20 protein-coding genes and 2 pseudogenes are annotated in these 24,804 nt (G+C 63.4%); 9 read left to right on the top strand and 13 right to left on the bottom strand.

Translation table 11 applies throughout. From position 1 onward, the window contains the following. The 5 genes and pseudogenes from QZY07_RS03815 to uvrA all read left to right on the top strand — a co-directional run. A pseudogene (locus QZY07_RS03815) lies at nucleotides 1-288 on the top strand (ribonuclease R); the annotation flags it as partial. Nucleotides 289-323: 35 nt separating this feature from the next. Further along, the gene (rlmB, locus tag QZY07_RS03810; protein ID WP_295399895.1) at nucleotides 324-1,064 is read left to right on the top strand and encodes a 23S rRNA (guanosine(2251)-2'-O)-methyltransferase RlmB; all 741 of its coding nucleotides are present in this window, start codon (nucleotides 324-326) and stop codon (nucleotides 1,062-1,064) included. Nucleotides 1,065-1,074: 10 nt separating this feature from the next. Further along, on the top strand, nucleotides 1,075-2,700 hold the full coding sequence (locus QZY07_RS03805) for an RNA-binding domain-containing protein (protein ID WP_295399893.1): 1,626 nt from the start codon (nucleotides 1,075-1,077) through the stop codon (nucleotides 2,698-2,700). 250 nt (nucleotides 2,701-2,950) lie between these two features. Beyond that, a complete protein-coding gene (locus tag QZY07_RS03800; protein ID WP_295399891.1) occupies nucleotides 2,951-3,511 on the top strand; it encodes a pilus assembly protein in 561 nt (186 codons plus the stop codon). Between the two features lie 361 nt (nucleotides 3,512-3,872). Further along, nucleotides 3,873-9,419, top strand: a complete 5,547-nt coding sequence (uvrA, locus tag QZY07_RS03795) for an excinuclease ABC subunit UvrA (protein ID WP_295399889.1) — start codon at nucleotides 3,873-3,875, stop codon at nucleotides 9,417-9,419. A gap of 59 nt (nucleotides 9,420-9,478) precedes the next feature. Here the strand turns inward: uvrA and QZY07_RS03790 are convergent, their stop codons facing one another. The 8 genes from QZY07_RS03790 to QZY07_RS03755 form a co-directional block, all read right to left on the bottom strand. Next, nucleotides 9,479-10,210 carry an MBL fold metallo-hydrolase gene (locus QZY07_RS03790; protein ID WP_295399887.1) on the bottom strand — a complete coding sequence of 244 codons (732 nt, stop codon included), beginning with the start codon at nucleotides 10,208-10,210 and terminating at the stop codon, nucleotides 9,479-9,481. Between the two features lie 11 nt (nucleotides 10,211-10,221). Continuing rightward, complete coding sequence (locus tag QZY07_RS03785; protein ID WP_201092708.1) at nucleotides 10,222-10,509, bottom strand: ferritin-like domain-containing protein; 288 nt, start codon at nucleotides 10,507-10,509, stop codon at nucleotides 10,222-10,224. A 397-nt stretch (nucleotides 10,510-10,906) separates the two neighbouring features. Beyond that, nucleotides 10,907-11,665, bottom strand: coding sequence for a phosphate signaling complex protein PhoU (gene phoU / locus QZY07_RS03780; protein ID WP_295399884.1), 759 nt, complete (start codon nucleotides 11,663-11,665; stop codon nucleotides 10,907-10,909). Further along, on the bottom strand, nucleotides 11,665-12,528 hold the full coding sequence (pstB, locus tag QZY07_RS03775; RefSeq protein WP_295399882.1) for a phosphate ABC transporter ATP-binding protein PstB: 864 nt from the start codon (nucleotides 12,526-12,528) through the stop codon (nucleotides 11,665-11,667). Before pstB ends, phoU begins: the two co-directional genes overlap by 1 nt. A gap of 44 nt (nucleotides 12,529-12,572) precedes the next feature. Then, the gene (pstA, locus tag QZY07_RS03770; protein ID WP_295399880.1) at nucleotides 12,573-13,886 is read right to left on the bottom strand and encodes a phosphate ABC transporter permease PstA; all 1,314 of its coding nucleotides are present in this window, start codon (nucleotides 13,884-13,886) and stop codon (nucleotides 12,573-12,575) included. Next, the gene (gene pstC, locus QZY07_RS03765) at nucleotides 13,879-15,270 is read right to left on the bottom strand and encodes a phosphate ABC transporter permease subunit PstC (protein ID WP_295399878.1); all 1,392 of its coding nucleotides are present in this window, start codon (nucleotides 15,268-15,270) and stop codon (nucleotides 13,879-13,881) included. The genes pstA and pstC overlap by 8 nt, the downstream gene beginning before the upstream one ends. Before the next feature lie 100 nt (nucleotides 15,271-15,370). Further along, nucleotides 15,371-16,411, bottom strand: a complete 1,041-nt coding sequence (locus tag QZY07_RS03760) for a PstS family phosphate ABC transporter substrate-binding protein (protein WP_295399877.1) — start codon at nucleotides 16,409-16,411, stop codon at nucleotides 15,371-15,373. 141 nt (nucleotides 16,412-16,552) lie between these two features. Beyond that, nucleotides 16,553-16,957 carry a hypothetical protein gene (locus tag QZY07_RS03755; RefSeq protein WP_295399875.1) on the bottom strand — a complete coding sequence of 135 codons (405 nt, stop codon included), beginning with the start codon at nucleotides 16,955-16,957 and terminating at the stop codon, nucleotides 16,553-16,555. Nucleotides 16,958-17,040: 83 nt separating this feature from the next. On the opposite strand from QZY07_RS03755, the gene QZY07_RS03750 reads away from it, so the two are divergent. After that, entirely contained in the window at nucleotides 17,041-18,228 is a 1,188-nt protein-coding gene (locus QZY07_RS03750; protein WP_295399873.1) for a glycosyltransferase, read from the top strand. On the opposite strand, the gene QZY07_RS03745 is transcribed toward QZY07_RS03750, so the two are convergent. The 3 genes from QZY07_RS03745 to dcd form a co-directional block, all read right to left on the bottom strand. Beyond that, nucleotides 18,225-18,461 carry a hypothetical protein gene (locus QZY07_RS03745; protein WP_295399871.1) on the bottom strand — a complete coding sequence of 79 codons (237 nt, stop codon included), beginning with the start codon at nucleotides 18,459-18,461 and terminating at the stop codon, nucleotides 18,225-18,227. The two genes, QZY07_RS03750 and QZY07_RS03745, sit on opposite strands and share 4 nt — an antisense overlap. An 87-nt stretch (nucleotides 18,462-18,548) precedes the next feature. Beyond that, the gene (locus QZY07_RS03740) at nucleotides 18,549-19,328 is read right to left on the bottom strand and encodes a queuosine precursor transporter (RefSeq protein ID WP_295399869.1); all 780 of its coding nucleotides are present in this window, start codon (nucleotides 19,326-19,328) and stop codon (nucleotides 18,549-18,551) included. Between the two features lie 366 nt (nucleotides 19,329-19,694). Next, nucleotides 19,695-20,258, bottom strand: a complete 564-nt coding sequence (dcd, locus tag QZY07_RS03735) for a dCTP deaminase (RefSeq protein ID WP_295399868.1) — start codon at nucleotides 20,256-20,258, stop codon at nucleotides 19,695-19,697. 150 nt (nucleotides 20,259-20,408) lie between these two features. Here dcd and QZY07_RS03730 point away from each other — a divergent pair, with 150 nt between their 5' ends. Further along, complete coding sequence (locus QZY07_RS03730) at nucleotides 20,409-20,537, top strand: hypothetical protein (protein WP_295399866.1); 129 nt, start codon at nucleotides 20,409-20,411, stop codon at nucleotides 20,535-20,537. A 36-nt stretch (nucleotides 20,538-20,573) separates the two neighbouring features. Here the strand turns inward: QZY07_RS03730 and QZY07_RS03725 are convergent, their stop codons facing one another. Then, complete coding sequence (locus QZY07_RS03725; RefSeq protein WP_295399864.1) at nucleotides 20,574-22,625, bottom strand: elongation factor G; 2,052 nt, start codon at nucleotides 22,623-22,625, stop codon at nucleotides 20,574-20,576. Between the two features lie 113 nt (nucleotides 22,626-22,738). Here QZY07_RS03725 and QZY07_RS03720 point away from each other — a divergent pair, with 113 nt between their 5' ends. Next, nucleotides 22,739-23,623, top strand: coding sequence for a L,D-transpeptidase family protein (locus QZY07_RS03720; RefSeq protein WP_295399862.1), 885 nt, complete (start codon nucleotides 22,739-22,741; stop codon nucleotides 23,621-23,623). On the opposite strand, the gene QZY07_RS03715 is transcribed toward QZY07_RS03720, so the two are convergent. Continuing rightward, the gene (locus tag QZY07_RS03715; protein WP_014779279.1) at nucleotides 23,602-23,799 is read right to left on the bottom strand and encodes an alanine-zipper protein; all 198 of its coding nucleotides are present in this window, start codon (nucleotides 23,797-23,799) and stop codon (nucleotides 23,602-23,604) included. The two genes, QZY07_RS03720 and QZY07_RS03715, sit on opposite strands and share 22 nt — an antisense overlap. Before the next feature lie 706 nt (nucleotides 23,800-24,505). Between QZY07_RS03715 and QZY07_RS03710 the strand changes: the two are divergent. After that, nucleotides 24,506-24,804, top strand: a pseudogene (locus QZY07_RS03710) (DUF98 domain-containing protein); the annotation flags it as partial.

The raw sequence follows: 24,804 nt of genomic DNA, 5'->3' as shown, positions 1-24,804 counted from the left end.
GATCGCAAGATCGATTTCGTGCCGGTCGCGGTCGCGGGATCGGGCGGGCGCAAGTCCGCGAAGTTGGGCAGCGACACGTCTTCCGGGCACGCCGCCCCCAAGCCGGCCGCCGAACAGGGCAGTCGCAAGCCCGCCGGCCAGGTCGCTCGCAAAAAAACGTCCGCTCGGAGCACGCGGAAAGTCGTCGACGAGGGCGCCCCAAAAGCGGCTGAACCGGCTGGCGTCAAGAAGCCGCGCTCGCGCAACCGGCGCAAGCGCAAACCTTCCGGCGAAACGCCCACGCCTTAAGTGATTTCCTGAAAATCGGTGAGACGCGGTTGACGATGAAAGACCTTTCCCCTGTAAGCGGCATCCACAGCGTTCGCGCCGCGCTCAAGTTCGGCACCGAGGGCGTCGCCGAACTCTGGCTGGAACGCACCCGACGCGATCGACGGCTGGCCGAGGTCGCGGAGCTGGCTCGTCAGGCGGGCGTGAAGGTACGACAGGTGGACCGCGACGAGTTGGACGGCGCCGCCGAGGGCGCGAACCATCAGGGCGTCCTGGCCTGGGTGCGGGTTCCGGCGGCACGTTCCGAACAGGATCTCGCGGCGCTCCTGGACGGTCTCCAGGAGCCGCCCTTTCTGCTCCTGCTCGACGAGGTACAGGATCCGCACAATCTCGGCGCCTGTCTGCGCACCGCCGAGGCGGTCGGAGTCCAGGCCGTGATCGCCCCTCGGGACAACGCGGTCGGTCTGACCCCCGTGGTCTGCAAGGTCGCCAGCGGCGCGGCCGAAACCCTGCCGTATTTTCAGGTCACCAATCTGGTCCGTGTCATGGAAGAACTCAAGGAGCGGGGCATCTGGCTGACCGGAACCGCCGGCGAGGCCGACATCGATCTCTACGCGGCCGATCTGACCGGCCCGTTGGGGCTTGTCATGGGCAGCGAGGGCCAGGGTCTGCGACGCCTGACCCGCGAGCGCTGCGACCGGCTGGTCCGTCTACCCATGCGCGGCCAGGTCGAGAGTCTGAATGTCTCGGTCGCCGCCGGGGTTTGTCTCTATGAGGCACTGCGGCAGCGCCGATGAGTCTGTCCCGATGACCAACGCCTCGCTCCTGCGTCTCTCCCCCGGTCCGATTCGCTCGCGCCTCCTGCGCGATCTGATCCTCTTGATCGCCTTCACGGTCGGCCTGCTGGTGACGATCAATCTCCTGCTGATCGACGAGATCAAGCACGACCTGGCGGGCAATCGCATCGAGGCGGCCACGGTATTGGTCCAGGACGAGGTTCGCGGTCTGCTGCTGCCGGTGCGCCAACAGTTGCTGATCGTCCGCGACGGGATCGAGAGCGCGGGACTCGCGCCGACCGATGAGCCGGCGCTGAATCGCTATCTGATCCCAACCCTTGCGCACATTCCCCAGATCGCCGGGGCGCTCGACGCCGCGGGCGATGGGGCCGAGTATTTTCTGCGCCGCGACGGGGATGGCTGGCTGACCCGACTGCGCGAGCCGGGCGATGCGGCGCGGATCCGCATCACCCGCTGGGACGCGGCCTTGCGTCCGTTGGAGCGCCGCGAGGACGTCTCGGATCATGATCCGCGCACCCGGCCCTGGTTCACCGAGGCGCTGGAGACGCCCGGACAGGTCATCTGGAGTCAGCCCTACGTCTTCTCCTCGCTCCGGGTGCCGGGCGTCACGGCCGCCATCGCCTGGTCGAACGCCGGGCTAAACGCCGGCCAAGCGCGTGTCACGGCCATGGACGTGACGCTCCAGAGCATTCTCGACGCGATCAAGAGGCTCGCCATCGGCGAGCAGGGACAGGGTTTTCTCTTCAGTGGCGAGGGCGGCGTCTTCATCCCGCCCGCGTCGACCGACGCCTTGAACCACGACCATCAGGCCAGCGGCTTTTTCTCGGCCCAGACACGGCTTGGCGGACCGCTTCAGTTCGACGCCGTAGCGGCCTGGAAAGCCGTCGGCGCGCCGCGTGACGACCTGGTACGCTTTCACAGCGGCGGCGAGGACTGGTGGGGCGGTTTTCGCCCCTTGACCGAGGATGCCGACGGCGCCTGGATCGGCGTGGTCCTGCCGGTCTCCGAGACCCTGACCATCCTGCAAAGCCGCTGGCACATCATCGCCTTCACCGCGCTCGGCATCCTCGCCGCCAGTCTCGGTCTCGCCCTGTTGGTGGTGCGCAAATACAGCCGTCAACTGCGCGACCTGCCCAAGCTCAGTCTCGATCGGCGCCGGCTGGAGCAGGATCTGCGGGAGCTGCTCGCCGCCGGCGAGGGGACGCATCTGGAATTCAAATCCACCATGCGAATGAACCTCCACACCCAGACCGCAGGCAAGGAGATCGAACTCGCCTGGCTCAAGGGCGTGGCCGCCTTCCTCAATACCGAGGGCGGCATCCTGCTGATCGGGGTCGCCGACGATGGGGCCGTGCTCGGCATGGCCGCCGACAAATTCGAGAATGAGGACAAGTGTCAGCTCCATTTCAAGAATCTGCTGAACCAGCATCTGGGACCGGAATACGCGCGTTTCGTGCGTTTCTATCTGTACGATCTCGACGGACGGCGCATCGGCGCCGTCGAGTGCGAGCGCGCCGACGCACCGGCCTTTCTGCGCGACGACAAACAGCGCGAGCTGTTCATCATCCGCAACGGTCCGTCCAACATCGAACTCTCCATCAGCCGGGCGCTCAATTATATTCGGGGCCACTATTAAACCGCGTCCGGCGGTCATGCACGGTCCGGACGCGATCGAAGATCCACGATCTTTGCGCATTCCCTGCACGAGCGATGCACCCTCGCCCTTTATTCTCTCTCGTCGGAGCCCAACCGCTCCGCTGATAATAAATTTCATGAAGATTACCGGAATCGCCTTTATTCTCTCTCGTCGGAGCCCAACCGCTCCGCCGCACTCGGGAGGCCCAAGCGCCAACCGATCCCGCAACCGAATCGAGAGGAATGACGGCATGAAAGACTCACGCATCCGCACCGGACTCACAGGCATCGCCGCCGCGGGCCTGCTCATCGGCGCATCGTTCATCGGCCCCGCCCAGGCCAGACCGCACGAAGGCGGGGGCCTCGATCCCGCGCAACGCGTCGAGACGCGCATCGAACGAATGACCGACCAACTCGGCCTGACCGAGGCGCAGCAGGCGGAGATTCGCAAGATCCTGGAGGCCGAGCGCGCGCAACGCGACCTGCAACGTCAGGCGCTGCGCGATCAGATCGACGCGGTTCTGACCGACGAACAGAAAGCCAGGCGCGACGCCGCCATGCAGACGCGCCTGGACCGCCGTCTGGAACGCATGACCGAGCGGCTCGACCTCACCGACGAGCAGGTCGCCAGCATCAAGGCCATTTTCGATGAGCAACGGACCAATCCGGACCTGAACCCGAGCGACGCGCGCGAGCGGATCTCGGCCATCCTGACCGATGAGCAGCGCGCGGTCATCAATGATCGGTCGAAGCGCCATTCCGGGTCCGATCGGCAAGATTCCCGCGAACCGACCGACCGCGACCGCCTCTGACCGAGACGTCCGCGCGCGAACCCTGGAGCCCGGATGCAGCGTACCCGCTCACCCGAAGGCTCCCGGATTGTCCAGATCAACAGATCCAACGAAGGCCGTTTTCTGAAAATTTTATATATGTGCTCGGGTCAAATAGACAGGATTAACAGGATTTTACAGGATGGACAGGGTTTTATAATCACTGCTGATTATCCTGTTCATCTTGAGAAATCCTGTTAATCCTGTCCATTGACGACCTTTCACTGGGTATCAGGTTTCTCAGGGAATCACCTAAACTAAGCGGACTTGGTTCAGTTGGTGAAACCCTGGATCCCCATCTCATCCTCAGAAACGCCAGCCAGTCGGACCGATTGCCAAGACATTGAACGACTCCATCCGCCTGCGCGGCCTGCGCCAGAACAATCTGAAAAACCTCGATCTGGATCTGCCGCTCGGCAAACTGATCGTGGTGACGGGCGTCTCGGGTTCGGGTAAATCGTCGCTCGCCTTCGACACGGTCTACGCGGAAGGTCAGCGCCGTTACGTCGAGACCTTCTCGCCCTACGCCCGCCAGTTCCTCGACCGCATGGACCGCCCGGCGGCGGATCGCATCGAGGGCATCCCGCCAGCCATCGCCATCGACCAGACCAACCCGGTGCGTACCTCGCGTTCCACCGTCGGCACCATGACGGAGCTGAACGATTATCTCAAGCTGCTGTTCGCGCGCGCCGCCCGGCTGTTCTGTCATGGCTGCGGGCGCGAGGTCCGGCGCGAGTCCGCCGAGGACATCTGGACCGCGTTGACCGCCATGCCCGACAGCGATGCGCGGCAGGTGATCATCGCCTTTCCGGTACCAGTCCCGGCCTCGCTCGGCACCGAGGCGGTCAAACAGATGCTCGCCCAGCAGGGCTATGTGCGACTGCTGCGCGAGGACGCGGACCGCATCGAGGTCATCCAGGATCGCCTGCGACTCACGCCGGACCACCGCGGACGCGCCATCGAGGCGCTGGAAACCGCGCTCGCCAAGGGCCATGGCCGCGCCCTGGTCTATCCGCTGGATGAGGACCGGCAGCTCGGCGCGCCCTGGCGTTTTTCGAGCGACCTGCACTGTCCGGATTGCGACATCGTCTATCGCGACCCGGCGCCGCATCTGTTTTCCTTCAACTCGCCCGCCGGCGCCTGCGAGACCTGTCGCGGCTTCGGTCGCACCATCGGCATCGACTGGTCGCTGGTGGTGCCGGATCCGTCCAAGTCGCTGATCGAAGGGGCCATCAAGCCGATTCAGTCGGACAGCTACTCGGAGGTTCAGGAAGAGTTGATGGGTTTCGCGCATCGGCGCGGCATCCCCACCGACGTGCCCTGGCGCGATCTGACCGAGGCCGACCGCGACTGGGTCATCGAGGGCGAGGGGTCCTGGGATGACGGGGTCTGGTACGGCATCCGCCGCTTCTTCGACTGGCTGGAGGGGCGCAGTTACAAGATGCATGTGCGGGTGCTGCTCTCGCGCTATCGCGCCTATGACACCTGCTCCGCCTGCCATGGGGCGCGACTCAAGGACGAGGCGCTCGACTGGCGGCTCGGCGATCAAGCGCTGGCGGATCGGACGCTGGCCCAGGCGGATCGCTTCCGGCATGCCCGTGTCGGCATGCCTCGCGGCGTTTGGGAAACCCTGCCCGGTCTCAATCTCCATGATCTGATGCAACTGCCGCTCGCGCGCGCCCACGCCTTTTTCGAGGAACTGACGTTCGATGGGGCCATGGATCAGGCGATGGACCTGCTGCTGACCGAGATCCGCGCCCGGCTGCGTTATCTCCGCGAAGTCGGGCTGGGCTATCTGACCCTGGACCGCCAGTCGCGTACCCTGTCCGGCGGCGAGGTGCAGCGCCTGAACCTAACCACGGCGCTCGGGACCGCACTGGTCAACACGCTATTCGTGCTCGACGAACCCAGCATCGGTCTGCATCCGCGCGACCTGGACCGGATCACGGACATCCTGCGCCAACTGCGCGATCGCGGGAACTCGCTGCTGGTGGTCGAGCATGATTCCCAGGTGATGCTGGCCGCCGACCGGATCATCGACATCGGTCCCGGCCCTGGCGAACAGGGCGGACGGATCGTCTTTCAGGGGACGCCGGCGGAACTGCTGGCCGCGCCCGACTCGCTCACCGGCGACTATCTCGCCGGCCGCCGCCGGGTTGCCTCGCCCCGCGCCCCCGACCTCCCGACGGCGGACAGCGCCTGGATCCGCGTCCACAATGCCCGCGCGCACAACCTCAAGGGAATCGATGTCGGGATTCCGCTCCACCGGCTGGTGGTGGTGACCGGTGTCTCGGGCTCGGGCAAATCGACCCTGGTGCAGGATGTGCTCTACCCCGCCCTCTGCCAGCGCAAGGGACACCCGGAGAGCACGCCGGGCGAGCATGACGGCATCGATGGAGACGAGGCGATCGCCGATGTCCTGCTGCTCGACCAGTCCAGCATCGGACGCACCTCGCGCTCCAATCCGGCCAGCTATGTGGGCGCGCTCGACGTGCTGCGCAAACGCTTCGCGAGCGCGCCGCTGGCGAAAGAGCGCGGCTACACCGCCGGCACCTTCAGCTTCAACAGTGGTAACGGACGCTGCCCGACCTGCGGCGGCAACGGCTTCGAGCATCTGGAGATGCAATTCCTCGCCGATGTCTATCTGCGCTGTCCGGACTGCAACGGACGGCGGTATCGCGACGCCGTGCTCGAAGTCGGAATCAGTGGTTCCGTCGATGGCTCGCCCACCCGCTCCATCGCCGAGGTGCTGGAGATGACCGCCACCGAGGCGCTCGCCTGGTTCGCCGCTGACCGGGATCTGCAACACGCGCTGGAGCCGCTGCAAGCGGTTGGTCTGGGCTATCTGCGACTCGGTCAGCCGGTGCCGACGCTCTCCGGCGGCGAGGCGCAACGGCTCAAGCTCGCCGGTTATCTGGCCAAGTCGGGGCGCCGCCGTGCGCGCGATGGCGGGCTGCTGTTTCTGCTCGACGAACCCACCACCGGACTGCATTTCGCCGACATCGCCGTTTTGCTCGTTGCCTTCCGCCATCTGATCGAACAGGGCCATTCGTTGCTGGTCATCGAGCACAATCTGGACGTGATCGCCGCCGCCGACTGGTTGATCGATCTCGGCCCGGAGGGCGGCGAAGGGGGCGGCGAGGTCCTTTGTTGCGGGACGCCGGCGCAGGTTGCCGAACACCCGGCCAGCCACACCGGACGCGCGCTGCACGGCCATCGCCGGGCACTCGTCACCGAGTCGTCCGCCATCGCGTATCGGATTCAGCAGCCGACACCCGCGCCTCACTCGCCACGCGACACGGACCATTCGATTTCCATCCTGCACGCCCGCGAGCACAACCTGAAGGATCTGACGCTCTCGATTCCGCGCGACCGGTTCACCGTCATCACCGGCGTCTCCGGCAGCGGCAAGAGCACCCTGGCCTTCGACATCCTTTTCGCCGAGGGTCAGCGGCGTTATCTGGAGTCGCTGAACGCCTATGCCCGCCAATTCGTGCAACCCGCCGCCCGCGCCGATGTCGACGCCGTTTACGGCATCCCGCCCACCATCGCCATCGAGCAGCGCACCAGCCGGGGCGGGGCCAAGAGTACCGTCGGCACCCTGACCGAGATCCACCATTCGCTGCGCCTGCTCTACGTCAAACTGGGCGTCCAGCACTGCCCGGACTGCGCCATCCCCATCGAGCCAATGACCCGCGACGTCATCCTGGCGCGACTGCTGCGCGATCACGCCGGTCAACGGATCAGCCTCATGGCTCCCATGGTCATCGCCCGCAAGGGACTCTACAACGAACTCGCCGCCTGGGCCGCCGGCAAGGGCTGGCCGCTTCTGCGCGTGGACGGCGCGCCCGTCGGAACCGCCGACTGGCCCCGGCTCGACCGCTTCCGCGAGCACTCCATCGACCTGCCGCTCGGCGAACTGGAGATCGATCCGTCCGCCGAACCGGCCCTGCGCGCCCTGCTCGATCAGGCGTTGGATCTGGGCAAGGGGCAGGTCCGCGCGGTCCAGCTCGAACAGGCGCGTTGGGGCACCGAAACCCCCTACTCCACCGCGCGTGCCTGTCCCGGCTGCGGTCGCGTCTTCCCCGAACCCGATCCGCGTCTCTTCAGTTACAACTCCAAGCACGGCTGGTGCCCGGACTGTTTCGGCACCGGTCTGGCGCTGACCGGCTTCGACGGCGAGCAGACCGGCGAGGAAGGTCAATGGCTGGAATCCGTGGGTCAGCGCACCCCGGCCTGCCCCGCCTGCCAGGGCGCGCGACTCAATCCCGAGGCGCTGGCGGTGCGCTTTCGGGAGCGTTCCATCGCGGAACTCTCGGCCCTGACCGTCGACCGGATCGCCGCCGTCCTGGACGGCTTGGAACTGAACCCGCGCGAGACCGCCATCGCCCGCGACCTGCTGAGCGAGGTCCGCCACCGGCTCGCCTTTCTCGCCGAGGTCGGACTCGGTTATCTGGCGCTCGACCGCGCCGCGCCCACGCTTTCGGGCGGCGAGGCCCAGCGCATCCGGCTCGCGGCCCAGCTCGGTTCCAATCTGCAAGGCGTCTGTTATGTGCTGGACGAGCCCACCATCGGGCTGCATCCGCGCGACAACCGACTGCTGCTCGATACCCTTGCCCGACTCCAGGCCAAGGGCAACACCGTCGTGGTGGTCGAACACGACGAGGAGACCATCCGGCGCGCCGACCATGTCATCGACCTGGGTCCGGGCGCCGGAACGCGGGGCGGCGAGATCGTCGCGCAAGGCACGGCCGAGGAGCTGATCGCCAACCCGAACTCAGTCACGGGCCGCTTTCTCGGGCGTCGCCAGCACGCCGCCAGCGCGCCGCGCTCCACGGGTCGCGGAACCGACTGGCTGACGATCAAGGGGGCAAGACTACACAACCTTCAGGATCTGGACGCGCGACTGCCGCTGGGACGGCTGGTCTGCGTGACCGGCGTCTCCGGCTCGGGCAAGTCGACCCTGGTGCGCGAGGTGCTGGCCGGCAGTCTCGGCCATCTGTTGACCACCAAACCGCCCGCCACGGGGCGTGCCGGCAAGGGCGATCTGGTCGGCTGCCGGAGCCTCGCCGGCTGGCAGGGGCTCGCGCGCATCCTGGAAGTCGACCAGACCCCGATCGGCAAAACGCCACGCTCCTGTCCCGCCACCTATGTCGGCTTCTGGGACGGCATCCGGCGTCTGTTCGCGGCCACCCCGGAGGCGCGCATCCTCGGCTGGGGAGCGGCGCGGTTCTCCTTCAACACCGCCGACGGCCGCTGCCCGGCCTGCGAGGGTCAGGGCATCCAGACGCTGGAGATGAGCTTTCTGCCGGACGTGCGCATGACCTGCGAGGTTTGCGGCGGCCGCCGTTTCGACCGCGAAACGCGCGAGGTGCTTTTCAAGGGGCTCGACATCGGGCAGATGCTGGCGCTCAGCGTCGACGAAGCCATCGGGATCTTCGCCGCGCATCCGGCGATCCATCACGCACTGACGCTGCTCGCGGACGTGGGGCTGGGGTATCTGCGCCTCGGCCAACCCAGCCCGACGCTCTCGGGCGGCGAGGCCCAGCGCATCAAACTGGTCACCGAACTCGCCAAGGCGCGCCCGAGCGCCGACGGCAGCGCCAGCCGCCCGACGCTCTATGTCCTCGACGAGCCCACGGTCGGCCTGCACATGGCCGATGTCGAGCGCCTGATCGGCGTCCTGCAACGCCTCGTCGACGCCGGACATTCGGTCCTGGTCATCGAACACAATCTGGACCTGATCGCGGCGGCCGACTGGATTCTCGATCTGGGGCCGGAAGGCGGGGACGCGGGCGGGCGGATCGTCGCGCAGGGTACGCCGGAACAGGTCGCTTTCTCCGGCGACGCGCCGACCGCATGCGCCTTGAGTCGGCACCTGGGCCGGTGATCCGTTCGCACGGTGTCGTTAATACCGAGAATGGCCGGCACGCCACGGCGATCAGGCGTTTACGGGAGTCCAGGGACCAGATCGATCCGGCGCCCGACCCCGCCCTCGATGAAGCCCGCGCCATAGACTTGGCGCAGCGCGGCCCTGGCGGCATCGCCGGTGCAGTGGGTCGGCACCACCTCGGTGACGCCAAGCTGGCGCAGCGAGGCAATGGCCCGCGCGATGGCGGGGGCATCGGCGTACATCAGATGGAAACCGCCGATCGCCCAACGGACGGGCTTGCCATCCGCCGACCGGGTCTGCTCGACGAGCCGCTCGATGCCCGGATGCGAGCAGCCGCCGATGACCGCGAGCGAGTTTCCCAGATCCAGCACCAGCGCCTGCTCCGGCGGATCGGCCGCGAGCATGCCGGTGGAGCGCATGCCGGGAGCCAGTTCGCGGGGTTCGGAACCGACGACGATCAACTCGCCGCAGAGACCTTGCAGGTCATGGATGAGATGCTTGGAAAAACCCTCGTGGACGACCACTGTCGCGCTCGGGTTGAGTTCCAGGATCGAGTCCAGACCGCCGATATGGTCCCAATGCGCATGGGAGAGAAAAAGCATGTCCAGCCCGGCGGGGTCGATGTCCAGCGCGCGCATGTTTTTGAGCAGAACGCGGCCGTTGCTCCCGGTATCGAAGAGGACGGTCCGAGCTGGCGTGCGAATGAGCGCGGAGAAACCCCAGAGGGTCTGGAGTCCGGGCAGGCCGGGAAAATTGTCGAACAGAATGGTGAGGGTAGCGGTTTCCATGCGGACTCGGATCAATGGTGCGCGATGACCTTGTCGGTAAAGAGATAATCCTTGAGCTCCTTGTCGAAGCTCGGATCCTTGCGGCGGATCCATTCCAGCACCATGGCGGCATGCTCCTTTTCCTCGTCGCGGTTATGCGCCAGGATCGCCTTCAGATCCGCGTCCTTGCAGACATCGACCCGCTGGTTGTACCAGTCGACCGCTTCCAGTTCTTCCATCAGCGAGATGATGGCCCGGTGCATGTCGCGGGTTTCGTCAGACAGTTCCTCGGTCGGCTCGTGATAGCCCTCGTTCGCCATGGTCGGATCTCCAGTCATCAGGGTGAAGGGTGGCAGCGCGCCAGTGCGCTGGCGTGCTCGGTTGAGGTGATTTCCTGAAAAAAATCTACTCACAGAGAGGCTGTTAATGGACAGGATTCACAGGATTTCGCAAGGGATTAACAGGATGTAAATCCCGATTTTCTTAATCCTGTCAATCTTGAAAAATCCTGTGAATCCTGTCCATTCGCAGCGTTGATTCTGGGTCGAAACGCTCCCGGAAAACGCCTTAAAGCGCGCCCAGAGCGTTCGAACCATTGTGGAAAAAACGCATGCCATGCTGGACGCGGTTTCGATTGTCCGGTGTCCGAAGCGGAAAGACAATGCTGAAACGCCATCGCCAGGATCCGATTCAAGGTCGACCGTCGAGACGAAGAGTTCAATACCCGTGGTGACGGAGGGTCTCGATGAGGATTTCGCGATTGCGGTAGCGGACATCCTGCCCGAGCGCCACGTAGATGACCTGCTCGGCGATGTTGGCGGCGTGATTCCCGATGCGTTCCAGAGCGTGCGCGGCGGTCAGCAGGCAGACCGTCTGACGCGCTGTCAGACTCTCTCGATCCAGTTCTCCCAGGAGCTTACGCGCCCCGTTGGATGCCTGATAGAGAGTTGGCTCATCCTCGAAAATGTTGAGCGCGCCCGCGACATCGAAGGTGGCCACGGCCTTGATGCTACGCTCGAACATGCAGCAAGCCTTGTCGTCGAGCTGACGCAGCACGTCTCTCAGGGGCTCCGACAGCAGGTCGGAACCGGCGTCCAGATCCCGCAGCTCCAACGCCTGGCGGGCGATCCGCACCGCCTTGTCGCCCGCGCGCTCCACGTCGGCGGCGATCTTGGAGAGGGCCAGCACGATGCGCAGATCGACCGCGGCGGGCTGGCGGCGCGCGATCACCAGGAAGACCTCCTCGTCGGCATCGAGCGACAGAAAATCGATCTGGGGCTCGCGGTCGAGCACCCAGAACGCCTGGCTGTCTTCCCGATCCAGCAGCGCCTTCACGGCAGACTGCGTCTGCTCCACCACGCGCTCGCCCATCTCTAGGATGATCCCGCGCAACTTCGCGAGTTCCAGATCGTAGCGACGCACGGTATGCCCGCTGGCGAGATCGACGATAGGCTTGAGGGAACGGTCGTCGGTCATTACCCAAACCGCCCGGTGATGTAATCTTCCGTCAATTTATGCTGGGGGTTGGTGAAGATATGGTTGGTCTCGCCGACCTCGATCAGATCGCCCAGATGGAAATACGCGGTGCGCTGCGAGACGCGGGCGGCCTGCTGCATCGAGTGGGTGACGATGGCGATGCTGTAGTTCTGGCGCAGTTCGTCGATCAACTCCTCGACGATGGCCGTGGCGATCGGATCCAGCGCCGAGCAGGGCTCGTCCATCAGGATCACCTCGGGCGAGACGGCGATGGTGCGCGCGATACAGAGCCGTTGCTGCTGACCGCCGGAAAGACCCGTGCCGGGCTGGTCGAGACGATCCTTGACCTCGTTCCAGAGCCCGGCCTTTTTCAGGCTGTCCTCGACCAGCGCATCCAATTCGGCCTTGTTATTGGTCAACCCATGAATGCGCGGCCCGTAGGCGACGTTTTCGTAGATGGACTTGGGGAAGGGATTCGGCTTCTGAAAGACCATCCCGACCCTGGCCCGCAGGGGCACAGGATCAAGCCCCTTATCATAGATCTCCTGCCCGTCGAGCTGGATCGAGCCGGTGACCCGACATCCGTCAATGGTGTCGTTCATTCGGTTCAAGCAGCGCAGGAAGGTGGACTTGCCGCAGCCCGAGGGTCCGATCATGGAAACCACTTCATTCTTGCCGATATCCAGGCTAACGCCCTTGATGGCCTGTTTACTGCCATACCAGACGTCGACCTCCCGACAGGTCATGCGCGGATCGACAGCGGTGAAGTCGCCAACCGTTTCGCGCGAATGCTGGGAGTTCGCCAGCTCGGCGGCGCTGATCGCGCCAGTCGCCTTTTCCATTGCTTCCACTGTAGTACTCATTTTCTTGGTGAAACCTCGAAATGGATTGAGCTAACCGCCAGCGCCTACCAGCGACGCTCGAATTTACGCCTGAGCAGGACGGCAGCCAGATTCATCAGAAACAGGAAAGCCAACAGCACCATGATGGCCGCTGAGGTGCGCTCGACAAAGCCACGCTCAGGACTGTCGGCCCAGAGATAGATCTGCACCGGCAGGACCGTCGCGGGATCGGTAAAGCCGCCAGGGACATCGACGATGAAGGCGATCATGCCGATCATCAGCAGGGGCGCGCTCTCGCCAAGCGCGCGCGCCATGCCGATGATGGCGCCGGTCAGCATGCCCGGCAGGGCCAGCGGCAGCACATGATGGAACTGGGTCTGCAATGGCGAAGCGCCGACCCCGAGCGCGGCCTCGCGGATCGACGGCGGTACCGATTTCAGCGATACGCGGCTGGCGATGATGATGGTTGGCAGGGTCATGAGGGTCATCACCAGCGCCGCGACCAGCGGCGTGGATCGCGGAATGCCGAAGAAGCCGATAAAGACCGCCAGCCCCAGCAGACCGAAGACGATGGAAGGAACGGCTGCCAGGTTATTGATGTTCACCTCGATCAGATCGGTCCAGCGGTTCTTCGGCGCGAACTCCTCCAGATAGAGCGCGGCGCCGACGCCGATCGGAAAGGAGAGAGCCAGGGTCAGCAGCAGGGTGTAGAAGGATCCCATGAGCGCCCCGGCAATTCCCGCCAGCTCGGGCTCGCGCGAGGTGCCATGCGTGAAAAAGATCGTATTGAAGCGCTTTTCGATCCGCCCCTGTTTCTCAAGTCGGTCAACCCAGCCGAGCATGTCATCCTTAACCCGCCGATCGCCCTGCGCGATATCGCGGTCGATCGTGCCCTTGACCAGCATATCGATGTCGTCATCGGCCAGCACCCAGATTTCCTGGGTTGTGCCGATCAGGCTGGGATTATCCATGACCTGCTCGCGCAGAAGGTCAGCGGCGCCCACGCTCACCATGGAATTCAGGAGCCGCAACTCGCGGCGTTCGGTGACCTCGGGGAAGGTCTGGCGGAGCGCGGCCTTGATGGGGGCCATGTAGTCCGCGTTGGCAAGCGCCTGCGCATCCGGCGTGCCCGCCGGATCGATACCCTCCAGGGTCAGGGCGATGGGCAAGCGGATATAGGTCTGCTGAAAGGCCGTATAGCCCTTGCTGACGATATCGGCAAATAGCAGAACGACAAATGCCAGTCCGAGAATGACCGCAATCAAGCCAACCAGCCGGAAGCGACTCTCCCGGGCATAGCGCCGCTTCAGCGATGCGTTGACGATATCGATGGCGTGTCGCGGCGGCGCGCCCGGCGTGCTGGCGTCTAGGTTATTCATATTGCTCCCGATATTTGCGCACGATCGATAGGGCGACGATATTGAGTGTCAGGGTCACCAGAAATAGCGTCAAACCCAGGGCGAAGGCCGCGAGCGTCTTGGCGCTATCGAATTCCTGGTCGCCAGTCAGCAGGGTCACGATCTGCACCGTCACCGTGGTCACGCTATCGAGCGGATTGGCGGTCAGGTTGGCGGACATGCCGGCGGCCATCACCACGATCATGGTTTCGCCGATCGCCCGCGAGACGGCCAGCAGGATGCCGCCGACGATACCGGGAAGCGCGGCGGGCACGATCACCCGGCGGATGGTCTCCGATTGCGTCGCGCCCAGCGCATAGGAACCGTCGCGCATGGACTGGGGCACCGCGTTGATGACGTCGTCCGACAGGGAGGACACGAAGGGGATGATCATGATACCCATGACCAGACCGGCGGCCAGGGCACTCTCGGAGGCGACTTCCAGCCCGATCGACGCACCTAGATCGCGGATGACCGGCGCCACGGTCAAGGCCGCGAAGAAGCCGTAGACCACGGTCGGGATGCCGGCCAGCACCTCAATCACGGGTTTGGCCACCGCGCGCACGCTGCGCGAGGCATATTCGGACAGGTAGATGGCCGACATCAGACCGATGGGCACCGCCACCAGCATGGCGATCAACGAGACCATCAAGGTTCCGGTGAAGAGCGGAATGGCCCCGAAGGCGCCGGTCGCGCCGACTTGATCGGCACGCAGCGCGATCTGCGGGCTCCATTTGGTGCCGAGGAAAAACTCGACCGGCGAAACCAATTCAAAGAACCGCAGCGACTCGAACAGGACCGAAAGGATGATCCCCAGGGTCGTCAGGATCGCGATCGACGAAAAAACGATCATGATCGCCAGAAAGATGGATTCGACCCGATTGCGCGCGCGCATCTGGGGCCCGGTTCTCCTCCATGCGTAAGCCATGCCGCCAAGCGCCACGGCCAACACGGCCAGCCACATGGACCAGGTGGCGATGAGTTCCAGCCGCGCGTACTGATCGGCGGCGGCCTGGACCTCCGGGGTCACGGTGGCCGAGACGATGTTGCCAGTCGCCAGATTCTTGATATCGTTGAGGATCAGATCGATACGCCCGGCGGACTGGCCCTCAAGCATATCCGGGGACAGATGCGCGGTGACGAGACTGGTGACGATCTGATCCTGAAACCCGACCCATAACCCCATCAGCAGGAGGGCCGGAATGCCGGCCCAGAGTGCGGCATACAGGCCGTAATAAGATGGCAGCGAATGGAGTGCATTAATTTGGGTCAGACCGCCAACGCTAGAGACGGCGCGCTTGATGCCTAGTTGATAGGCGACGGCCATGACCGCGAGCAGCGTGAGAATGAGGATCCAGGCGTACATCGAAATTCCGCTTGGTGAAACCAATGAAAGCCGTGGACCACTCGTGGTCCACGGCAGCTTGCGGGGCGTTCCCTACCTCGCCTGGTCGGGCGATCCGTGATTATTCAGGCTTGGACATGGGCTCCAGCGCCTGAGCGGACTTGGCGACACTGGCGCGTTCGGCATCGGGCAGCGAGATCAGACCCTTGTCGGCCAGATAGCCCTCGGGACCCCAGGCCTTGTCGCTGGTGAATTCGGCGACAAACTGCTTGATGCCGGGAATGGTCCCGACATGCGCGTTCTTGACATAGAAATAGATCGAGCGCGACACCGGATAAGACCCATCGGAGATGGTCTCGTAGGTTGGCTCGACACCGTCAATCTTGGAACCCTGCACCTTGTCGGTGTTCTGGTCGAGGAAGCTGTAGCCGAAGATGCCCAGGGCGTTCTTGTTGGACGCGAGCTTCTGCACGATCAGGTTATCGTTCTCGCCGGCCTCGATGTAGGCACCGTCCTCGCGGATCCCGCCGCAGACGGCCTTATGCATCTTCTCGTCGCTCTTCTTCAGCGCCTTGATCTCGGGAATGCTGTTGCAACCGCCTTCCATCGCCAGTTCGACGAACGCATCGCGGGTGCCGGAGGTCGGCGGTGGCCCCAGAACCTCGATCTTGGCATCAGGAAGGTCGGAGTTCACGTCCTTCCAGGTCTTGTTCGGATTGGGGACGAATTTTCCGCTGGCATCCGGGACATCCTTGGCGAGCGCCAGAAAGATGTCTTTCAATGTCAAATCGAGCTGGGGTGCCTTTTTGGAATTCGCGATGGCGATGCCATCGAAGCCGATCTTGACCTCGGTGATCTCCTTCGCGCCAGCCTTCTGACAGTTCTCGAACTCGGACGCCTTCATGCGCCGCGAGGCGTTGGTGATGTCGGGATGATCCACGCCCACGCCGGCGCAGAAGAGCTTCATGCCGCCGCCGGTACCGGTCGACTCAACCTTGGGGGTTTTGAAACCCATGGTGCGCCCAAAGGTCTCGGCGACAGCGGTGGAAAAGGGGAACACCGTCGAGGAGCCGACGATGTTGATGGTGTCGCGGGCCATGGCCTGAGTCGAGAGCGAGCCGGCCGCCAGCAGGACGGCGGTAGCGATCAGAGTCTTGTTCATCAAAGTGTCTCCCAGGAGATCGTTGAAACAGCGAGGCTGTATTGTGATCGTGGCTGATGCACATCATATGATGGCTTGATGACCATTTTATGACGGAGACACCCTGGCGGACCCTGCCCGATCCTGCTGGCAACGCCTCCCTCACTTCCCGCTCAACTGTCCCAACGAACGCACCAGACGCAAACTGGCATTGAAGAAATCGTCTTCGGGATGGTCCTTGCAAATCGCCCGAATGCGTAGCATGGCGGCGTCCAGTTCGGCGTCGCGCAGCACATCGCGACCGGTCGCGAGGTTGAGCCCGGTCACCAGACCGGCCAGCCACTCGCGATACCGCCGGTAGTCCTCGTCGGCGATGGGGGTCGACATGGCGTCCCGCGGCGCGGTCGCGAGAAAAGCGGAACAGGGCTTGACGCCATAGCCCCAGAGTGCGGGAACCGTCGTCGCAACCTCTGTCCCGGCGCCTGCCCAGCCCCCTGGAAAGGCCATCAGAGCCAACGCCAGGCTGGCCGCAAAGACGTTCGTTCCCGGTTTTAATCCATCGTTCATGCCATCTTTCCTTCATTTAGATGCGAATACCGATTCGCTAAGGTTATCATCGCAGAATTTGCCGGTTGACCGTGACTCCACCTATGCGCGTTTTGATGATCTCGGATGTCTATTTCCCCCGCATCACCGGCGTTTCGACGTCCATCCAGACCTTCGCGCGGGAGTTTGTCGGCAAGGGCCACGAGGTCACCCTGATCGCGCCGGAGTACGGCCACGACGCGCCGGAACCCTTTGAAATCCTGCGCATCCCCTCGCGCTATCTGCCGGTCGACCCCGAGGATCGCATGTTGCGGCCCCGCCAAATCCGCCGCCACGATGCCGATCTCGCGCGTCGCGGTTTCGACCTGGTGCATATCCATACGCCCTTTTTCGCGCACTACAACGGCCTCGGACTCGCCAAGCGGCTTGGCATCCCCGTGGTCGAAAGCTACCACACCTTTTTCGAGCAGTATCTCCATCACTATGTCTCCTTTGTTCCCTCAAGCTGGCTCCAGCGGGCGGCACGCTATTTCTCCGCGGCACAGTGCAACGATGTCGACGCCCTGGCGGTGCCTTCGCAGGCCATGCTGGACATTCTGTCGCGCTATGGCGTCAAGACGCCGGCCCGGGTGATTCCGACCGGGATCGAGCTGATTCAGTTCAGCCAGGGCGACGGCAGGCGTTTCCGCGCCCGCTACCGGATTCCGCTCGAACGACCGGTGCTGGTGCATGTCAGCCGTCTCGCCTTCGAAAAGAATATCGATTTTATCCTGCGCTCGCTCGCCCGCATCAAGACGCAGGTGCCCGACGTGCTGTTGGTGATTGTCGGAGAAGGCCCCGCCAGATCCCAACTGACGGCGCAGACCCAGGCATTGGGCCTCGCCGATCACACGCTGTTTACCGGCTATCTCAACCGGGACGGCAGTCTGGAGGATTGCTACTGCGCCGGCTCGGCCTTCGTGTTCGCCTCGCGCACCGAGACCCAGGGGCTGGTTCTGCTGGAGGCCATGGCGCTGGGCGTGCCGGTCGTGTCGACCGCAGTGATGGGAACCAAGGAGGTTCTGGCTGGGGGATTGGGATCGCTCATCGCGGACGAGGATGAGCAGGATTTCGCCGCCAAGGCCGTGCGTCTTCTCACTGATCCGGTCCTGCGCGAGCGATTGTCACGCGAGGCCGTCCAGCACGCACGCTCCTGGTCGGCCCCGGTGCTTGCCGACCGCATGCTGCAACTCTACGACCACGTCTCCGGGAACGGACTTCAGCAACCCGTGCCAGCGAGCAATCCAGGCTAGGCGATCTCGCGGATCAGGCGCCCGATCATTTCATCGCTGGCGCGCAGCACCTTGGCCGATGCCTCGACCTGCTGGACATTCTGCATTTGCTCCACCAGAGGCTTACTGATGTCACGCACGGCGCTCCCGTCCATCTGTCTGGCGCTGGCCAGTTCGGATGCATTGGCGCGCAAGCCCTCCATGCCGTTTTGAATCCCCCGCAGTCCCGCTTGACTGGCACCTGAAATCAACATGATCGCAATCTCGATTTAGCCGATGGCGTTCACTTAATCTTAGCCCACGCTCACGACAGCTATCCCTTGCGAGACCGCTTCTGTGACTTATTTCTCAGCGGAGTCCGCGCGCTCGGCCGCCCGCTCGGTCAACGCCCGCGCAAGCTCCGGCCCCAGATAGCGGTCGATCAGAGCACGCCCCAGATAGATCAGGGGCGTCAGCGCGATGGCGACGACGAATTTATAGAGATAGTTGACCGTCCCCACCGCCAGAAAGAATTCCATGGACCATTGCTGCGGTCCCAGCACGAAGGCGATGTAGAGCACCACGAAACTGTCGACCAGTTGCGACACCAGCGTCGAACCCGTCGCCCGCGCCCAGACATACCGATTCCCCGTCACCCGCCGGATGCGGTGAAAGATGGTCACATCGACGATCTGGCCGATCAGAAAGGCGATCACCGAACCGGCGATGATCCACATGCCCTGACCGAAGATCGCGCCGAAGGCCGCCTGCATGTCCGGCACGCCCCGTTCGGCCTGAATCCCCACCCACCAGCTTGCGGGGGCCAGGATGATCGCCAGATAGGCGAAGGCAAAGGCGTAGAGGATCAACCCGACGGTCAGGTAGGAGAGAAAGCGTACCCCGCGCCAACCGAAATATTCATTGATGATGTCCGTCATGATGAACACCACCGGCCACAGCAACACGCCCGCCGTGAAGCTCAGCGAACCGGACTGGCCGAACAGATTCCAGTCGAAGGGCGCCAGTCCGAGGGTGTCCTCCAGCGCGAAGATCTTCACGCCCAGGAACTCGGCGATCAGCGCATTGCAAACGAAGAAGCCGCCGAGGACGACGAAAAGCCGGGTCGGTCGGTCAAAGGTCATGACGGCTAAACCGCGCCCAGTCTGGCATGCGATGCTTGCGCATCGGTTCGGCCTCGCATGAACCAACAGACGCTGGCGCTGACGCGGTTTAAGGTTTTAATTGTTTTCATCGTTTCAACCGCCTCGACTCCTGGGAGCGCTGACATCCTGTCGGCCCTGGTGAAGTCGACATCCTGTCGACCGTGTCGAAACCGACCAGCCGACGCAAGACAACCCGCCACCATCCGACTGGAAGTCGGACGCACCCGAGGCCGACAGGATGTCGGCACTCCCCCAGGGCGGCGCTCTTGGTATACGTTTTTCTGGAAACTACCTTCGTTGGCAACGCCGACCCTCATTACCAACCCGCCCGAGGAGGGAAACAGCTCAGGATTTCGGCAGGGTCACGCCACGCTGGCCCTGGTATTTGCCGCCACGATCTTTATAAGACGTTTCGCAAACCTCGTCCGATTCGAGAAAGAGAATCTGCGCCACGCCTTCATTGGCGTAAATTTTCGCGGGAAGCGGTGTGGTGTTGGAGAATTCCAGAGTGACATGACCTTCCCATTCGGGTTCCAATGGGGTTACGTTCACAATAATCCCGCAGCGGGCATACGTGCTTTTTCCTAAACAAATCAATAACATATTTCGTGGAACACGAAAATACTCGATGGTTCTGGCAAGCGCGAAGGAGTTGGGCGGAATGATGCAGACATCGGACTTGAGATCGACGAAGCCGTTGGAATCGAAGTTTTTGGGATCGACGATGGCCGAATTGATATTGGTGAAGATCTTGAACTCGTCGGCGCAGCGGACATCGTAGCCATAGCTCGACGTCCCGTAGGAGATCACGCGCCCATTCTCGCCCTCGCGCACTTGTCCGGGCTCGAAGGGTTCAATCATCCCCTGCTCGGCCATTCGGCGGATCCAGCGATCGGATTTGATGGCCATCGGTCACCTCACATGAAAACAACCGGTGAGGGTACAACGATGGCGCGCGGCGAGCAAAACCAAAAAAGCAGGCAGCCGTTTATTCTGAGGTTCCCCCGAAATTTCGTCTTCCAAGGGTGACGTGGCATGACGGTCACATGGGAGACGAAGATGCAGAAGATTCCCCAGCAGGAGGTCAGCGTCAGCGGCGACCGCGCCGGGACGCGTGGCGGCACCGCCCCCGTCCAGTTCCTGAAAGACTGGATCCACACTCAGCAGGGAGAAAAGCAGGTCGCATGAGCCCCGACCCTTAAAAGACAAAAAACCGAGCGAAGTTTAGCAGACATCGAAACGATCGAACTGCATGCTGAATTGTCCACGCCCCTGGGTCAGGCTGCGGAGCGTGGTCGTGTAGCCCAGCAGCGGCTCCAGCGCGGCCTCGACCTGGATGACAACCTGATCGCCATTGGCTTCGGTATCCTGGATGACGGCGTGACGCGCCTGCAGATCTCCCAGCACCGCCCCGAGACACGCCTCGGGCACCACCACTTCGACCCGCATCATGGGATGCATGAGTCTGGGCGCGGCACTCTCCAGCGCCTTGCGCAGCGCCTTCGCGGTCGCGGCCGCGAGCGCCTCGGCGGTCGAAATCTTGCCAAACAGCTCAACCTCCGTGACCCGGACCGACAGATCCAGCACCTGGGCGCCCTGTAACGGACCCGAGCCAAGCCCGCCCCTGAGCCCCTCCTCGATGGCGCGCCATTGCACTGGATCGAGTTCGGCGCCCTCGGGCAGGAGGCGCGGCCTCAGCTCGAAGCGCTCGCCGCCACCGCGGGGCAGTGGCTCCAGGACAACGGCAACGCGGGCCATCCGCTCCGGTTGACGTGGATCGGCCGTCGGCGGCGGCGCGAACAGGGCATCGGCGGACGCGGCACGGCCGATGGTCTCGCGCACGGCCACGGCGGGGCGTCCGGTGCGCAGATGGATGCCGAATTCGCGCTCCATCCGTTCGACGACGATCTGCAGATGCAGTTCGCCCATGCCGCGCAGCAGTCGTTGACCGGTTTCGGGATCCTCTTCGACCCGCAGGGTGGGGTCTTCCTGCTGGATCTTGCCCAATACCTCCAGGAGTTTGTCTTCGTCGGTTCCCGCGGTGGGTTCGATGGCGAGCCCCAGGACCGGGGACAGGGTCGCGATGCGCTCCAGGTTCACCAGATGTCCCGGCGCGCAGAGGGTGTCGCCGGTCGAGGCGAAACGCAAGCCGGCCAGCAGCACGATCTGCCCCGCCTCGGCCTGATCGAGCTTGGTTTTCTTGCCCGCGTCCACCTCGAAGATGCGCGCCACCTGCTCGCGTTGAGCGCGGCCGTCGCCGGTCTGGAATTCGACGGCGTCGCCGGGTTTGAGCGTGCCGCGATAGACGCGCGCGAAGACGTGGCGGCGGCCGTCCCAGAGTTGAACCTTGAAGGCAAGCGCGGCGAGCGGGCCATCGCTGCCCATGCGGATCTCCTGGCGCTCGCCCGCGGGCGTGTCGGCGAGCGACGGCGGTCGATCCAGTGGCGCGGGCAGAAACTCGACGATGCCGTCGAGCAATGGCTGAACGCCGAGGTTGCGCAGCGCGCTGCCGCCGTAACAGGGGCACAGTTGCCCGGCCAGGGTTCCCTTGCGGATGGCCGCGCGCAGCGCGTCCGGATCCGGCTCCAGACCGGCAAGCACTTGGTCGGCCAGCGCGTCGTCCACCTCGGCCGCGGCCAGCAACAGCGCCTCCCGCAGATCGGCAACGCGGTCCCAGAGCGACGTGGGACAAGGTTCCGCGAGGAGCTGCTCGCCCTGCTCGCCGATGAACCGTATCCGCGTGCGGTCGATCAAATGGATCGCGCAATCCTGGTCCGGGATCGGTACGGTGATCGGGACCGGCTCGGTGTTCAGTCGACGTTTGACCGCCGCGAGGCTGCGGACATAATCCGCGCCGGGTCGGTCCATCTTATTGACGAAGAACAGCGCCGGGAGGTTAAAGTGCGAGCGCTGACGCCACACCGTCTCCGTTTGCGGCTCGACGCCGCGTACCCCGTCCAGGACCAGAATGCAGCCATCGAGCACCCGCATGGCACGCTCCACCTCGATGGTGAAATCCACATGGCCGGGCGTGTCGATCAGCTGCAGCAGGTGCTCGCGCCAGGGTGCCCTGGTCACGGCGGCGGTGATGGTGATGCCGTGCTGCTGCTCCTCGGCCAGGTAGTCCATGTGGGCAGCGCCATCATGCACCTCGCCCATCTTGTAGGAGGCGCCGGTATAAAAGAGGATGCGCTCGGTGAGCGTCGTCTTGCCCGCATCCACATGAGCGGCGACCCCGATATTGCGAACGTGCGACAATCGGGACGGTTTTTTCATCGGCTTTCAACCCATCGGGAGCATCAATCGGTATGAGTGGCTTGGATCTTTGCGGACGTCGACGGACATGGCTCGCGACGGCAATCTGCACCTCTTTGCTCGGCCTGGGCGCCGTGAACGGCGCCCAGGCCGAGACGTTCAGACTCGACAATCCAAACGACTCGGTCGTTGGGTTTCCGTTTTATTTTACGGCGCGCAACAAAGATACGCTGCTGGATATCGCCCGCCAGAACAATCTGGGCTACGATGACATGCGTCAGGCCAATCCCAAGGTTGACGTGTGGGTGCCCGGCGAGGGCAAGGAAGTGATGGTCCCGAGCTTTTTTGTGCTGCCAAACGTGCAACGCACCGGGATCGTGATCAATCGCGCCGAGAAACGGCTCTATTACTTTCCGCCCAATGACCCCAACCAGGTGCGGATCTATACGATCAGCGTCGGCAAGGACGCCATGGGGACACCGCTTGGCACCTTCAAGGTCATCGAAAAACGCAAGGATCCGACCTGGACGCCAGGGCCGAATGTCCGCGCCTCTCACGCGGCCCGCGGCGATATCCTGCCGGCACAGGTGCCGCCTGGGCCGGACAATCCACTCGGTCGATACGCCATGCGTCTGAGTAATCCGGATTATCTGATCCATGGCACCAGTATGCCCTGGGGTCTTGGCATGGAGGTGAGCGGGGGCTGCATCCGGATGTATCCCGAGGGCGTCGAGGAGTTATTTGGCCTGGTGAGCGTCGAGACGCCAGTCGCGATCATCGACCAGCCTTACAAGCTTGGATGGCGTGGAGACGAACTCTATCTGGAGGTCCAGACCGGAGAGAAGAGCGTGCGTCAGAGCGCGAGATCGGTGATTCCCGAATCGCTGTCAAACGCGGCGGAAGTCGTGATCGATTGGGAGGCGGTGGAGCGGGCGGTTCAGGAGGACTCCGGCGTCCCACAAGTCGTGGGACGCCGGAGTCAATCAGGCAATGGGACTTACTTGCCCATGATTTTCTGATACATCCGGTCCAGACGCTCGGTATTGGAGTTGCAGCAAGCCTGGGCACTGTTGGCGCTGTCCAGGGCTTGCTGAGCCATGTCACGAGCGGTCTGGTCGGTGGTGCAACCGCCGAGCAGGGAAACGCTCAGCAGCGCAGCGGCGGAAATGGAAGCGATTTTAACGATCTTGGTCATCGGTATGACTCCATAAAGTTGGCTATTAGGCCAAGTATTTATAACACATTGTGGCGGATGTTTCCGAACCTCGCGAGCTCCAGACATCAATACGCCAGCATCATTGTCAAAATCCGCACAAGCACGAAAAGACCCTGACTCCGGCGCGAGACTGATTAGCGACTCTGAAGTTTGAGGCGGCCCTTAAAGCTTGGATCAAATTTGATTCAACATCAAGCCCACAAGTGGTTTATTTGGATTTTTTTTGCCACGAGGTCATCGCCAGGGCTCTGCAATCATGCTAAAACCTTCCGTTCAAAGTTTTTTATTTTAATAAATTAAAAACTTTATCAATAATTTATGTCATAAATTACGGTTTTTCAGAGGGTGCTGTCGTCACCGTTGCCGCCTTTCGGTGCCGATATCTTCCACCACAACGCGGACCTGCCGAAGGACGGAAAAAGCCTCGGCGGATACTTTAAACCAACAAGTTGCATTATCGCCAAATGCGGGTTTTCCCCGTCCGCCCCTAGAGGGGAACGCGTGCATGGGGCACAATGCGACCGTCATCGCCTCGCCGAGCCTTCCGATCCGATTGAAGTCCTTTTCATGATGATGCCCCCCATGCCGCGATCGCTTCATTTGCTCCCATCCGCCCCGTCTTGCCTCGCCGCGTCCGGATCCCGCGCACTGCGACCCACCGTGCTCGCTCGCTGAGAGCTCAACGATGCGTCGCTACTATGGACGTGCTGTCCCAGCGCAAACCCAACCCCCCTTTCGCTGCGACGGCTTCGCGCGCGACGGCGTCATCCACGCGATCTCGGGCGACTCGCTGCCATTGAGTCGGCTGCCGCCCTTTCTGCGAGCGCTGTTAGTGACCGACGGCACCGTCACCAAGATCCTGGAAGCCTATTTCTGGGAACCGGTCGCCGTGGACACCCTTGAGCAGCGCTTCGAGGTCGCGACGGAAGCGGTGCCCTGGATCCAGGTCAGTCCTGGAGACCGCTGCCTGATCCGGGACGCCCG

It is taken from the genome of uncultured Thiocystis sp. (assembly GCF_903866365.1).
GTDB lineage: Bacteria > Pseudomonadota > Gammaproteobacteria > Chromatiales > Chromatiaceae > Chromatium.
The sequence above is the reverse complement of the archived record's forward strand: the minus strand, read 5'-3'. Positions and strand labels throughout refer to the sequence as shown.